This is a genomic window from Erwinia sp. 9145 (assembly GCF_000745075.1).
Classification (GTDB): domain Bacteria; phylum Pseudomonadota; class Gammaproteobacteria; order Enterobacterales; family Enterobacteriaceae; genus Erwinia; species Erwinia oleae.
This window is the reverse complement of sequence record NZ_JQNE01000001.1, coordinates 2,839,953-2,853,557: the sequence shown is the minus strand read 5'-3', so window position 1 is coordinate 2,853,557 and position 13,605 is coordinate 2,839,953. Positions and strand designations below refer to the sequence as shown.

The following is a 13,605-nucleotide window of genomic DNA, read 5'->3' as shown; positions in this document are numbered from 1 at the left end:
AGAAGTAATGAGCAACAGTATCAGAGTCCCCATCGTCTAGAGGCCCAGGACACTGCCCTTTCACGGCTGTAACAGGGGTTCGAATCCCCTTGGGGACGCCATCTCCGATAACGCGTGAAAGACGTTATCACTCAGTATCCCAAAACTGACTTAATCAAGTCGGCTTTGTGATATTTGCTCTTTAACAATCCGGAACAAGCTGAAAATTTGAAAACGACATAGTGGGTCACTCTGCGTATAGAGTGGCGCAAACACTATGGTCGGGTCTCTCAAATGCCTGCAACAGCATGTGTCCTCCGGGACGCTTGTGGGTTGTGAGGTTAAGTGACGAAGCGTACACGGTGGATGCCCTGGCAGTCAGAGGCGATGAAGGGCGTGCTAATCTGCGATAAGCGTCGGTAAGGTGATATGAACCGTTATACCCGACGATACCCGAATGGGGAAACCCGGTGCAATCCGTTGCATCATCGCAACATGAATACATAGTGTTGCGAGGCGAACCGGGGGAACTGAAACATCTAAGTACCCCGAGGAAAAGAAATCAACCGAGATTCCCCCAGTAGCGGCGAGCGAACGGGGAGGAGCCCGGAACCATCATCAGCGGTTGCGTCAGTGGAAGCGTCTGGAAAGTCGCACGATACAGGGTGAAAGTCCCGTACACGAAGATGCAGCCGTTGTGAGTTCGAAGAGTAGGGCGGGACACGTGGTATCCTGTCTGAATATGGGGGGACCATCCTCCAAGGCTAAATACTCCTGACTGACCGATAGTGAACCAGTACCGTGAGGGAAAGGCGAAAAGAACCCCGGCGAGGGGAGTGAAACAGAACCTGAAACCGTGTACGTACAAGCAGTGGGAGCCTCATTTATGGGGTGACTGCGTACCTTTTGTATAATGGGTCAGCGACTTGTATTCTGTAGCAAGGTTAACCGTATAGGGGAGCCGAAGGGAAACCGAGTCTTAACCGGGCGTTAAGTTGCAGGGTACAGACCCGAAACCCGGTGATCTAGCCATGGGCAGGTTGAAGGTTGGGTAACACTAACTGGAGGACCGAACCGACTGATGTTGAAAAATCAGCGGATGACCTGTGGCTGGGGGTGAAAGGCCAATCAAACCGGGAGATAGCTGGTTCTCCCCGAAAGCTATTTAGGTAGCGCCTCGTGAATTCATCTCCGGGGGTAGAGCACTGTTTCGGCTAGGGGGCCATCCCGGCTTACCAACCCGATGCAAACTGCGAATACCGGAGAATGTTATCACGGGAGACACACGGCGGGTGCTAACGTCCGTCGTGAAGAGGGAAACAACCCAGACCGCCAGCTAAGGTCCCAAAGTCATGGTTAAGTGGGAAACGATGTGGGAAGGCCCAGACAGCCAGGATGTTGGCTTAGAAGCAGCCATCATTTAAAGAAAGCGTAATAGCTCACTGGTCGAGTCGGCCTGCGCGGAAGATGTAACGGGGCTAAACCATGCACCGAAGCTGCGGCAGCGACGTGAATGCGTTGTTGGGTAGGGGAGCGTTCTGTAAGCCGTCGAAGGTGGACTGTGAGGTCTGCTGGAGGTATCAGAAGTGCGAATGCTGACATAAGTAACGATAAAGCGGGTGAAAAGCCCGCTCGCCGGAAGACCAAGGGTTCCTGTCCAACGTTAATCGGGGCAGGGTGAGTCGACCCCTAAGGCGAGGCCGAAAGGCGTAGTCGATGGGAAACAGGTTAATATTCCTGTACTCGGTGTTACTGCGAAGGGGGGACGGAGAAGGCTATGTTGGCCGGGCGACGGTAGTCCCGGTTTAAGCGTGTAGGTGTGTGTTCCAGGCAAATCCGGTTCACTTTACACTGAGGCGTGATGACGAGGCACCACGGTGCTGAAGCAACAAATGCCCTGCTTCCAGGAAAAGCCTCTAAGCATCAGGTAACACAGAATCGTACCCCAAACCGACACAGGTGGTCAGGTAGAGAATACCAAGGCGCTTGAGAGAACCCGGGTGAAGGAACTAGGCAAAATGGTGCCGTAACTTCGGGAGAAGGCACGCTGGTGCGTAGGTGAAGTCACTTGCTGACGGAGCTGAAGCCAGTCGAAGATACCAGCTGGCTGCAACTGTTTATTAAAAACACAGCACTGTGCAAACACGAAAGTGGACGTATACGGTGTGACGCCTGCCCGGTGCCGGAAGGTTAATTGATGAGGTTATCCGTAAGGAGAAGCTTTTGATCGAAGCCCCGGTAAACGGCGGCCGTAACTATAACGGTCCTAAGGTAGCGAAATTCCTTGTCGGGTAAGTTCCGACCTGCACGAATGGCGTAATGATGGCCAGGCTGTCTCCACCCGGGACTCAGTGAAATTGAACTCGCTGTGAAGATGCAGTGTACCCGCGGCAAGACGGAAAGACCCCGTGAACCTTTACTACAGCTTGACACTGAACACTGAGCCTTGATGTGCAGGATAGGTGGGAGGCTTTGAAGCGTGGACGCCAGTCTGCGCGGAGCCATCCTTGAAATACCACCCTTTAATGTTTGGTGTTCTAACCTTGCGCCGTGATCCGGCGCGGGGACAGTGTCTGGTGGGTAGTTTGACTGGGGCGGTCTCCTCCCAAAGCGTAACGGAGGAGCACGAAGATTGGCTAATCACGGTCGGACATCGTGAGGTTAGTGCAAAGGCATAAGCCAGTTTGACTGCGAGAGTGACGGCTCGAGCAGGTGCGAAAGCAGGTCTTAGTGATCCGGTGGTTCTGAATGGAAGGGCCATCGCTCAACGGATAAAAGGTACTCCGGGGATAACAGGCTGATACCGCCCAAGAGTTCATATCGACGGCGGTGTTTGGCACCTCGATGTCGGCTCATCACATCCTGGGGCTGTAGCAGGTCCCAAGGGTACGGCTGTTCGCCGTTTAAAGTGGTACGCGAGCTGGGTTTAGAACGTCGTGAGACAGTTCGGTCCCTATCTGCCGTGGGCGCTGGAGAATTGAGAGGGTTTGCTCCCAGTACGAGAGGACCGGAGTGAACGCACCACTGGTGTACGGGTTGTCATGCCAATGGCACTGCCCGGTAGCTAAGTGCGGAACGGATAAGCGCTGAAAGCATCTAAGCGCGAAACCAGCCTCGAGATGAGTTCTCCCTGAGTCCTTGCGACTCCTGAAGGGACGTTGAAGACGACGACGTTGATAGGCCGGATGTGTAAGCGCAGCGATGCGTTGAGCTGACCGGTACTAATGACCCGAGAGGCTTAACCTTACAACGCCAGAAGCGTTCTGGTGGTATTGAGAGACGAAGACGAATTTTCAGCGGATGTTCCGGATAACAGAATTTGCCTGGCGGCTTTAGCGCGGTGGTCCCACCTGACCCCATGCCGAACTCAGAAGTGAAACGCCGTAGCGCCGATGGTAGTGTGGGGTCTCCCCATGTGAGAGTAGGGAACTGCCAGGCATCATACAGACGGAAAAGCCTCATGCGAAAGCATGAGGCTTTTTTCGTTTATGCATCGAGAAACGAGAAAAAACGAAACCCATTCACATTAATTATCCTGCCTGAATCTGTTACGATCGCTTCGCACACCCGGCTTATAATCCAACGAACTTCACATTTTCTGAAGTCTGAACATTAAAACAATTTATTCACATCCTGCTAATGCGGTTTACTGCTGCTTGCTGTTTCTTTCTTATCGCCAATTTCCAGCAAGGATCAAAATGGATAATCATAAATCTGGCATGCAGTCGGGAGAGCACGACGTCAGTACACGCCAGCGAATCTGGGCTATCGTGGGGGCATCATCGGGGAACCTGGTCGAATGGTTTGACTTCTACGTCTACTCTTTCTGTTCGCTCTACTTCGCCCACGTTTTCTTTCCTTCCGGCAACACCACAACCCAACTGCTGCAAACCGCAGGTGTATTCGCCGCAGGCTTTTTGATGAGGCCTATTGGCGGTTGGTTATTTGGCTATATTGGCGACAGGCACGGCCGTAAAAAGTCGATGCTCATTTCTGTGTGCATGATGTGTTTTGGTTCGCTGGTGATAGCCTGCCTGCCGGGTTACGATGCCATTGGTATTTGGGCCCCCGCGCTTCTGCTGCTTGCACGGCTGTTTCAGGGACTGTCTGTTGGCGGCGAATATGGCACCAGCGCCACTTATATGAGCGAAGTCGCGATTGAAGGTAAGAAGGGCTTCTATGCTTCTTTTCAGTACGTTACGCTCATTGGTGGACAGTTGATGGCGCTGCTGACCGTGGTGGTGCTGCAACAGGTGCTGAGCGAAGAGGCGCTGCGCGCGTGGGGATGGCGCATTCCGTTTGCTCTGGGTGCCGCGCTGGCCATTGTTGCGCTCTATTTACGCCGATCGCTTAACGAGACGTCAGACCGTAAAACACGCGAACATGAAGACGCCGGCTCGCTGAAAGGTATCTGGAAAAACCGCCGAGCGTTCATCATGGTGCTGGGATTTACCGCGGGCGGTTCGCTGAGTTTTTATACCTTCACTACCTATATGCAGAAATACCTCGTTAATACTTCGGGAATGGACACGAAAATGGCCAGCGCAATAATGACCGCTGCGCTGTTTATTTTCATGCTGATCCAACCTGTCATCGGCAGTCTGTCAGATAAGATTGGGCGTCGCAGCTCTATGCTTATTTTCGGCGGGTTTGCAGCAATTTGTACCGTACCCGTATTGACGCTGTTGCAGAGCGTCACCAGCCCGTGGATCGCTTTTTTGCTGGTGATGCTTTCGCTGATAATCACCAGTTTTTACACCTCGATCAGCGGCATACTGAAAGCGGAGATGTTCCCGCCGGAGGTTCGTGCGCTGGGCGTTGGGCTTTCCTATGCTGTGGCGAACGCAATATTTGGCGGTTCAGCAGAATACGTGGCGCTGTCGCTTAAATCGGTAGGAAGTGAAACCAGCTTCTTCTGGTATGTGTCAGCCATGGGCGCGGTCGCATTTCTGGTTTCGTTGTTATTACATCGGAAAGGAAAGGGCATTCAGCTCTGATTATTGGCCCAGGTTCCATAGCGTATAGCCGGTGGCAGCGCCGGCTAAATCCCAGCTAAAATCTTTCCAGCTCCAGCCGGTACCGCCTTCACGGCTGTCATAAAGTTCTTTCATCGCGCCAGGGCCAAGAGAAAACATCACGCCGAAGCTGGCGCTGCGATGCTCGCGCCAGTTCTGATGTTCACCGTAGCTGCTGCCCGCAGCGGTCAAAAATGCGGAGGAGAGGAAATGCTGAGCTTTGTCCTGACCGGTCCAGCTGTCCTGCGCCATATGGGTACAGCCGGTGCAGCACAGCGTCAACAGTAGCAGCAGCTTACGCATTGGCTCTCCTGAGGTTAAAGAATGCGGCTGATCAACCTGTCGATGCGGATACGGCGCAGGCGACGGATCAGTTTGCGCACCTTGAGGGGATAGTCGGCGATACTTTCCAAATCGCGGAAGTGCTGGACTACCGTGGTGTGTTGACGGATCAGATCCAATTCATGCGCACTCTGTTCCGTGAGCTGATGAAGGGGATCGTGGATCAGTACCGCATTCTCGAGATCCAACCGCCAGGCTCTGGGATTCAGGTTATTACCGGTAATCAGCATCCATTCGTCATCGACCCACACGCCCTTCAGGTGGTAGCTGTTTTCACCGTCTTTCCACAGGCGAACCTGAAGCTGGCCGTTATTCACAAAATATTGTAAACGGCTGAGGAAGCGGCGCAGGTTAATTTCGTACAAATAAGGCAGCGCGCCGATCACCTTAAAGGGCTGATCCTGCGGAATATAAAAATCGTTGGCCGTTTTATCACCGACGATGATCTCAACCGTTCGTCCGCGACGCAACAGCCAGATAATATTCCGAACCAGAATGGCGGGCAGATTGAAATAGGGCGTACACAGGGTCAGCTTCTGCTCGGCGCAGGGCATCAGATGGTAGATGGTTTTATTCAACAGACTACGCCTGCCGAGGCCCACCAGCGGCGTTACCGCCAGTTGTTCATTGTTGGCGTCGCCAACAAATTCATAATCGAAGCCGCGAAGCTCCTGACGGAACTGACGAGTTTCGTTTTTGATTTCCGGGCTTTTCGGGCGCTCATGCTGATCCAGACGGTGAACGGCCTCTGCCTGGATCAAATTCTTATCGATCCAGTGCATCATGGTTTCCGCCAGCGAGACATTGCGGATCAGCTGGTAGCGATCGTAGCGGTATTTATCATGCTGATGCAGATAGACGTCGTTCAGACTGGCGCCGGTGTAGAACAGCGTATCGTCGATGATTGAGCCTTTAAGATGTAGCACGCCCAGTGCTTCGCGCGTGTTCACCGGCACGCCATAAATTGGGATCGCGATATCAGCATGCCGATCTGCCATTTCGCAATACCAGTCGGCATTGGTTGCGCCGCGCGCTGCGCCAATGCGACCACGCTGCGCACGATGCCAGTCGACAAGAATGCGCACCTCCAGATCGGGTCGCAGCCGTTTCGCCTCATAAAGCGCGGAGAGAACGGCGCGTCCGGCGTCATCGTTTTCAAGATAGAGAGCGACAAGACAGATCCGGCGGGTGGCGGTAGCGATTTTTTCGAGGAGCGTTTTACGAAAATCGGCCGGAGAGTAAAGCGTGGTGTAGTCGGCAACCGACTGAGACAATTTTGGCAGTTGCGCAAGGTGCTGTTGGTGTTTATTACGTTTAAATTTTGACAACATCACAGTGCGTATCTTCTCTGTTTATAGAATGGCTTTTGCCATAAATTCATCACGTTGACTGGCAATAATACCATCAGTCAGGCCGAAGTGGGCCAGTTTTACGTTTCCAGACGTTATTCAGCCGGTGCGGAAAGCGGCAATGAAAGAGTGACGATGCCGTCTTCAAGCTGAACGTCAACCGCAAAACCAAGCTTGCGCGCCAGCGTAATCATTCCGCGATTGCCGGGCATGGTAATACCATTGAGCTGGTTAAGGCCGTGCTGTCGGGTATAATCAATCATCTTCTCCAGCAGGCGTCGCCCCAGTCCCAGGCCTTTCAGATCTGAGCGAACCAGCACCGAAAACTCGGCATCGATGTTGTCCGCATCGGAAATCGCCCGCGTCACGCCTATTATCTCATCCGCGCCCTGAAACGGCCGAACCGCAACGAGCGCCATTTCACGATCGTAGTCGATCTGCGTCATGTTCGCCAAATCCTCATGCGTGAACTCGTTGATCTCACTGAAGTAGCGATAATAAAGGTCTTCCTTTGTCACCTGCGCGATAAACGCGCGCAGCAGCGGCTCATCTTCCGGCAATATTGGACGAAACAGGCAGCGTTCGCCGTTCTTCAGCGTAATCCGCTCCTCAAGCGCGTGTGGATAAGGGCGGATAGCCAGGCGGCTTTCAGCCTCTCCGCTGAACGCGGCCAGTTGCATATTGACGTCCAACAGAGAAAATTCGCTACCGGCGGCGAGAAGAGGATGGATATCAAGTCGGACGATTTGCGGGCAGTCAACGATCAGGTTGGATACCCGAACCAGCACTTCGCTGATACCCGTGACGTCGAGCGGCTGCTGCGCGCTGCGGCTGCGAATTTTTCCGCTCTTTAAGGCCTGAATCACCAGATAACGCGCCAGGGTCATATTCAGCGGCGGCAGCGCCACTACGGCTTGTCTGTCCGTCTGCCACTCAATGCCGCCCTCACCCAGCAGGATAACCGGCCCAAACACCGGATCCTGCTCCACCAGTACGCGCAGCTCCTGCGCGCCCGCGCGGTTCGCCATGCTCTGAACCAGCAGGCCGTGCACGCGTGCCTGTGGCCACGTGAGCCTGACGCGATCGATAATCGCATCCGCCGCCTGCTGCACCTCACTGGCCGTCCGCAAATAGAGCATCACGCCCTGAACGTCTGATTTGTGCGGAATGTCCGGCGAACGCAGCTTCAGCGCCACCGGGTAGCCTGTCTGACCGGCAATGTGCACGGCTTCAGCGCTGTCGCTGGCTATCCATGTGGGTAGCGTATTTAAGCCATAGGCGCGCAGAATATCCTGCACTTCATGCGTATCCAGCCGGTTCGCGCCCTCATCCAGCGCCTGCTGGATCAGACGATGCGCATCGGTGGTATTGGCCGTGAGATTAACCGGCAGCGCAGGCGTTTCGCGCAGCTGTTTCTGATTGCGGCGATACTCAACCATATGCATGAACGCGGTTACCGCGCCTTCCGGCGTGCGGTAGGTAGGAATACCCGCGTCGCTGAACAGCCGTCGCGCCTCCTGCGACGAAAATTCACCGCACCAGTTGGTGAGCAACGTCATCTGTCGGGCGCGGGGATGCTGTGCAATCGCTTCAATAAGCTGTCGGGCCGTTTCCGTCGCGGGCGCCACCGCGCTGGGCGCGTGAATAATCAGCAGCGCGTCAATCTCCTGGCTGTCCATCAGGCGGCTCACCGTTTGCAGATAGCGTTCCACGGTGGCGTCGTCTTTCAGATCGAGTGGATTACCCGCATCGGCTGCCGCAGGCAGCAGAGTGGCGAGCATCTCATCGCTCAGCGTCGCCAGCTTGCCGTTACGCGCATCCAGTTGATCCAGCGCCAGCGCGGCAGGCGCGGCACCGTTGCTGACGATCATCAATCGCTCGCCCCGCAGCGGCCGCATATAGCTCAGCGTCTCTACGGCGGAGAAAAGTTCATGCGTATCGTGTACGCGCAGCAGGCCAGCGCGCTGTATTGCCGCATCCCATGCCGCATCCAGTCCCGCATGCGTTTTCAGCAGCCGTTGCGCCTGCGGGCTGCGGCCGCTTTTAATCACCAGAATGGGCTTGTTGCGCGCGGCGCTGCGTGCGGCGGAAACGAAACGGCGCGCGTCGCTCAGGTGTTCGAGGTAGAGCAGAATGGCGCTGGTTTTGCCGTCGCGCGCCAGAAAATCGAGAAGGTCGTCGACATCAATATCCAGACTGTCGCCCAGCGCGATAAACCAGGAGAAGCCGAGCTGCCGCTGCTGCGCCCAGTCCAGAATGGTATTAGAGACCGCCGCAGACTGAGAAATAAAAGCGAGCTTGCCGCGGGCGATCGGCACCGGCGAAAAGCTGGCGTTCAGCCCCTGCCAGGGCGCGAGCAGGCCAAGGCTGTTGGGGCCAAGCAGGCGGATTTGCCACGCGCTGGCGCACTTTTTCAGTGCATCAAGCTGGCTTTCAGGCGCGGAAAGAATAATGCAGGCTTTGCAGCCGCGTTCGCCCAGGGCGTTGAGCAGTTCGAGATTGCGATCGGCATGTGTACAGATCACCGCGAGATCGGGCGACAGCGGCAGGCTGGCGATATCGCGCCAGGCCAGTACGCCGCACACGGCTTTATATTTCGGCGTGACCGGGAGAATGGGGCCGCTGAAGCCGCCTGCCAGCAGGTTGCGCATCATCAGATAACCGGCGCGACCGGAACGTGTTGAGGCGCCGATGACCGCTATCGACGCTGGTTTTAACAACCCTTCTAACCCACGTTGGCTCATTTTCTTCTCCCAAAGAGATCCTTCAGGTCGATTCTAAACGCTTTTACAGAGGATAGTCGGGCATAGCACTTATATTTTTAAATCAGCCTGATAAGCAGGATGATACGGTTTGCCGGCCAGATAGCGGCGTCGAAAAAGATCGAAGTGATGAAATAGCGCGCTACCGGCGGCGTCGTCGCCGGCCTGCATCAGCAGCTCTGCCGCTACCTCTGCCGTGCAGTGCTGGCCCTCGCCGTGCGCTTCGCGTAGCTGGTAGCGCGAGGGCGTGGTCAGCGTGAGCGACATGACCGGCAGCGCATCCAGCCACGGGCTTTTCCGGAACATCTTGCGCGCCTCGGTCCAGGTGCCGTCCAGCATGATAAACAGCGGCGGCTTACCGCCCTGTGGCGGAGCGGTTTCGACACGGCGGTCCGCATCGGCGTAGGACGCGGGAAAGACGACCATCGGCTGCACGTCCGGGTTTCTGACCGCAGCAAGCAGCGCGGGATCGGGTTCGGTGCGCGACCAGCCGAACGCCTGCGTATCCGGCAAAATGTCGGCGATCAGACGGCCGGTATTGCTGGGTTTCATCGGCTCAGTGTCAAACATCACCAGGCAGAACCGGCTACGCGCCTGCTGAGGCTGAAGCGTGGCGCACAGACAGTTTTTCTCCGGCAGCAGGCAGCGCTGACAGCGTAAAATGCGGTTGCCGCGCGCCAGAAAGGGGCGGGTGGCACGGGCGAGGCGCTCGGCGCGCAGGCGGAGGACGGCGTTTTCAGTCATAGAGTGTTATCGAAGGAAAACGCCATTCTAGCGGAAAGAGGGCAGCCACAGCCAGCGGCGCTGGCTGTCAGGCAGCATTAAAGCGTTTCGTCCAGCCATGCGTTAAACGGCGCTTTAGGCATGGCGCCGCTCAGCATATCCACCATCTGGCCCTCTTTAAATAACATGATGGAAGGAATGCTTCGGATACGAAAGCGGTTGCTCAGCGCGGGTTCTGCCTCGGTATCCACTTTGATAAAGCGAACTTTGCCGCCGCGCTCGGCCGCCACTTCTTTATAGATCGGCGCGAAGTTAACGCAGGGGCCGCACCATGGCGCCCAGAAATCGATAACCACCGGCAGATCGTCCTGAAGATATTTGTCCAGCGTCGCGCTGGTGGCATTAATGACTTCGCCGGTAAACAGCGGGCTGCCACAGCGGCCGCATTTTGCGCCATCTTCTGCGCGTTCCTGCGGCAGGCGATTGGTTGCCTGGCATGATGCACAAACCGTATTCATTCTTCACCTCAAACCTGACATAACGTTGTCTCAAGTATGATTCTCAGGTTTCAGGACAACAAAGTGATTTGTTCGATAGGTATAATAGTCGCAAACTTGCAACGCGCTTTCGCTGAAGTTAATAGCTAAGCGCCGCTACATCAGGTAACCTGCGCGCGTCGCGCTCAGCCAGGTGGAGGAAAAATGAACGACGAATTTAAAGGTAAAAGCGGAAAAGTCAAAGTGATGTACGTCCGCAGCGATGATGAAAGCCCAAAACGCGGCCATAATCCTCGCACCGGTAAGGGTGGATCGCGTCAGGACAACGATCGTCGTCCGGCGCGTTTCACAGAAAGCAAACCGCGCGGCGGGCGCGATCGCGACGACGATTTTGCGGGCGGTTCGCCGTGGCGCACGGTATCCCGGGCCCCGGTCGGGAGTGATGAAAATAAACCCGATCACGGCGGCATCAGCGGTAAAAGCTTCATTGATCCGGCGCAGATCCGTCGTCAGCGCATGGAAGAAACGCGCGTTTATGGCGAAAATGCCTGTCAGGCGCTGTTCCAGAGCCGCCCGGAGTGCATTGTGCGTGCGTGGTTCATTCAGAGCGTCACGCCGCGTTTTCGCGAAGCACTGAAGTGGATGGCGGCCAACCGCAAGGCTTACCACGTTGTGGAAGAGGACGAGTTGGAAAAAGCGTCCGGTACGGAGCACCACGGCGGCGTCTGCTTCCTGATTAAAAAACGCATGGGAATGCCGGTGACAGACTGGCTGGCCAGAGCGGAGCAGAAAGACTGCGTGCTGGCGCTGGAAGACATCGGCAATCCGCACAACCTTGGCGGCATGATGCGCAGCTGCGCGCACTTTGGCATTAAAGGGCTGCTGGTGGACGATGCCGGGCAGCTGGAGTCGGGCGCGGCAGTGCGCACGGCAGAAGGCGGCGCGGAGCACGTACAGGCGATCGGCGGCGAAACCTTTGCCGGCGCACTGGATGAATTCCGCAAGGCGGGCTACACCATCGTGACCACCTCAAGCCACAAAGGCACGCCGTTGGCGCAGGCGGAACTGCCAGCGAAGATGGTGCTGGTGCTGGGGCAGGAGCGCGACGGCCTTTCTGAAAGCATCTGGCATCAGGGCGATATGAACGTGTCGATTGGCGGTACCGGCAACGTCGAGAGCCTGAATGTGTCGGTGGCCACCGGCATTCTGCTTGCGGAGTGGTGGCGTCAGAACGCATAACGTATAAACCCAGGCCTGTGCCAGTCAGTCAATGCTGACTGGCATTTTTTTTACCTCTCTCTTCCCTGCCATAAACACCTCGTTTTGTCGTTTCTGTCATGCCGAACTTCAGCTCACTGCCAGCCCGATGTCGAAGGTGGCAACAGGAAGAAGGCGTGACATGACGAACCATTGCACGCTGCATTTGCAAAAAACATTGTTTTAACAAAATGGCATCGGAGATTTTGCAAATGACAACATATCTACAGCACTATATTAACGGCGACTTTGTCGCTCATTCTGAAGAAACCTGGATCGATGTCATCAACCCGGCAACGGAAGTGCTGCTGTCGCGTATCCCTCAGGGCACCGCGCAGGAGGCCAACCGGGCCATCAACGCCGCCGATGCAGCACAGCCGGCCTGGGAAGCGTTGCCTGCCGTAGAACGCGGTCGCTGGCTGCGTAAGCTCGCCAGCGCCATCCGCGAGCGTGTGGCCGATCTGACCAACGCTCTGGTGGCCGAAGGCGGTAAAACCCACGCGCTGGCGCATACCGAGGTGATGTTCACCGCAGACTATTTCGATTACATGGCCGAGTGGGCGCGGCGCTACGAAGGCGCTATCGTCAACAGCGACCGCGCCAATGAAAACATCTTTGTTTTCAAAAAGGCGATTGGCGTGACCACCGGCATTTTGCCGTGGAACTTTCCGTTTTTCCTGATTGCCCGTAAAGCCGCGCCTGCGCTGGTGACCGGCAACACAATCGTGATTAAACCGAGCGAGCTGACGCCAAACAATGCCGGGATCTTTGCTGAAATCGTGCATCAGGTCGGCTTGCCAAAAGGCGTGCTGAATCTGGTCTATGGTTACGGGCCGGAAGTGGGGCAGGCGTTGGCATCCAACCCGAAAGTCGGTCTGGTCAGCCTGACCGGCAGCGTGGGCGCAGGTATTGCGACGATGACGGCGGCGGCAAAAAACGTAACAAAAGTCTCCCTCGAGTTAGGCGGTAAAGCGCCCGCGATTGTCATGGACGATGCCGATATCGACGTAGCGGTAAAGGCGATTGTCAGTTCGCGGGTGATCAATACCGGTCAGGTGTGTAACTGTGCCGAGCGCGTCTACGTGCAGGCGGGTATTTACGATCGGTTTATGACTGCGCTGATCGCCGCTTTCAAAGCGGTAAAATTTGGCGATCCGGCAGAGCAGGCGGAAATCGATATGGGGCCGCTGATCACCGCCGCCGCGCTGGCACGCGTTGAGGAGAAGGTTGCCACCGCCGTGGCACAGGGCGGCAGAGTGGTGCTCGGCGGTAAACGCGTTGGCACTAAAGGTTTCTTTTTTGAACCGACCATCATCACCGATGTGCGGCAGGATATGGAGATCGTGCGGGACGAGATTTTCGGGCCGGTGCTGCCGGTGATGAGCTTTACAACGCTGGATGAGGCGATCGCGCTGGCAAACGACTGCGAATATGGCCTGACCTCATCGCTCTATACGCGGGATCTCAACAACACCTTCATTGCGCTGCGCAAGCTGAAATTTGGCGAAACCTACGTCAACCGTGAGAACTTTGAAGCGATGCAGGGCTTTCACGCGGGCTGGCGCAAATCCGGCATCGGCGGTGCGGACGGGCGTCACGGGCTGGAGGAGTATCTCCAGACGCACGTTGCTTACCTCCAGTTGCAGGATTAATCACCCATAAAAAATGCCAGTCAGGTTCG

8 protein-coding genes, 1 tRNA gene and 2 rRNA genes are annotated in these 13,605 nt (G+C 56.0%); 6 read left to right on the top strand and 5 right to left on the bottom strand.

Annotated features, from left to right (window positions below; all coding sequences use genetic code 11):
* Positions 1-25: 25 nt before the first annotated feature.
* From FA91_RS13605 to FA91_RS13590, 4 genes are all read left to right on the top strand, one after another.
* A tRNA-Glu gene (locus FA91_RS13605) sits at positions 26-101 on the top strand.
* A 217-nt stretch (positions 102-318) separates the two neighbouring features.
* Positions 319-3,225 (top strand): 23S ribosomal RNA (locus FA91_RS13600).
* 76 nt (positions 3,226-3,301) lie between these two features.
* Positions 3,302-3,417 (top strand): 5S ribosomal RNA (gene rrf / locus FA91_RS13595).
* 260 nt (positions 3,418-3,677) lie between these two features.
* Complete coding sequence (locus FA91_RS13590; protein WP_051937168.1) at positions 3,678-4,976, top strand: MFS transporter; 1,299 nt, start codon at positions 3,678-3,680, stop codon at positions 4,974-4,976.
* On the opposite strand, the gene FA91_RS13585 is transcribed toward FA91_RS13590, so the two are convergent.
* From FA91_RS13585 to trxC, 5 genes are all read right to left on the bottom strand, one after another.
* Complete coding sequence (locus tag FA91_RS13585; RefSeq protein WP_034916498.1) at positions 4,977-5,297, bottom strand: YfiM family lipoprotein; 321 nt, start codon at positions 5,295-5,297, stop codon at positions 4,977-4,979.
* A 14-nt stretch (positions 5,298-5,311) separates the two neighbouring features.
* The gene (gene pssA / locus FA91_RS13580; protein ID WP_034916496.1) at positions 5,312-6,667 is read right to left on the bottom strand and encodes a CDP-diacylglycerol--serine O-phosphatidyltransferase; all 1,356 of its coding nucleotides are present in this window, start codon (positions 6,665-6,667) and stop codon (positions 5,312-5,314) included.
* A 113-nt stretch (positions 6,668-6,780) separates the two neighbouring features.
* Positions 6,781-9,429, bottom strand: a complete 2,649-nt coding sequence (locus FA91_RS13575) for a bifunctional acetate--CoA ligase family protein/GNAT family N-acetyltransferase (RefSeq protein ID WP_034916494.1) — start codon at positions 9,427-9,429, stop codon at positions 6,781-6,783.
* Positions 9,430-9,498: 69 nt separating this feature from the next.
* Positions 9,499-10,191: a tRNA-uridine aminocarboxypropyltransferase gene (locus FA91_RS13570; protein WP_034916493.1), complete on the bottom strand. Its 693-nt coding sequence runs from the start codon at positions 10,189-10,191 to the stop codon at positions 9,499-9,501.
* Between the two features lie 77 nt (positions 10,192-10,268).
* The gene (gene trxC, locus FA91_RS13565; protein WP_034916492.1) at positions 10,269-10,688 is read right to left on the bottom strand and encodes a thioredoxin TrxC; all 420 of its coding nucleotides are present in this window, start codon (positions 10,686-10,688) and stop codon (positions 10,269-10,271) included.
* 183 nt (positions 10,689-10,871) lie between these two features.
* Between trxC and FA91_RS13560 the strand changes: the two genes are divergently transcribed.
* Both FA91_RS13560 and aldA read left to right on the top strand, forming a co-directional pair.
* Positions 10,872-11,906 carry a tRNA/rRNA methyltransferase gene (locus tag FA91_RS13560; RefSeq protein ID WP_034916490.1) on the top strand — a complete coding sequence of 345 codons (1,035 nt, stop codon included), beginning with the start codon at positions 10,872-10,874 and terminating at the stop codon, positions 11,904-11,906.
* Positions 11,907-12,136: 230 nt separating this feature from the next.
* Complete coding sequence (aldA, locus tag FA91_RS13555; protein ID WP_034916488.1) at positions 12,137-13,576, top strand: aldehyde dehydrogenase; 1,440 nt, start codon at positions 12,137-12,139, stop codon at positions 13,574-13,576.
* Positions 13,577-13,605 lie beyond the last annotated feature (29 nt).

Excerpts from the sequence above, each read along its gene's own strand:
- aldA (WP_034916488.1), top strand. The coding sequence starts at position 12,137 with ATGACAACATATCTACAGCACTATATTAACGGCGACTTTGTCGCTCAT.
- FA91_RS13560 (WP_034916490.1), top strand. The coding sequence starts at position 10,872 with ATGAACGACGAATTTAAAGGTAAAAGCGGAAAAGTCAAAGTGATGTAC.
- FA91_RS13590 (WP_051937168.1), top strand. The coding sequence starts at position 3,678 with ATGGATAATCATAAATCTGGCATGCAGTCGGGAGAGCACGACGTCAGT.
- pssA (WP_034916496.1), bottom strand. The coding sequence starts at position 6,667 with ATGTTGTCAAAATTTAAACGTAATAAACACCAACAGCACCTTGCGCAA.
- FA91_RS13570 (WP_034916493.1), bottom strand. The coding sequence starts at position 10,191 with ATGACTGAAAACGCCGTCCTCCGCCTGCGCGCCGAGCGCCTCGCCCGT.
- FA91_RS13575 (WP_034916494.1), bottom strand. The coding sequence starts at position 9,429 with ATGAGCCAACGTGGGTTAGAAGGGTTGTTAAAACCAGCGTCGATAGCG.
- trxC (WP_034916492.1), bottom strand. The coding sequence starts at position 10,688 with ATGAATACGGTTTGTGCATCATGCCAGGCAACCAATCGCCTGCCGCAG.
- FA91_RS13585 (WP_034916498.1), bottom strand. The coding sequence starts at position 5,297 with ATGCGTAAGCTGCTGCTACTGTTGACGCTGTGCTGCACCGGCTGTACC.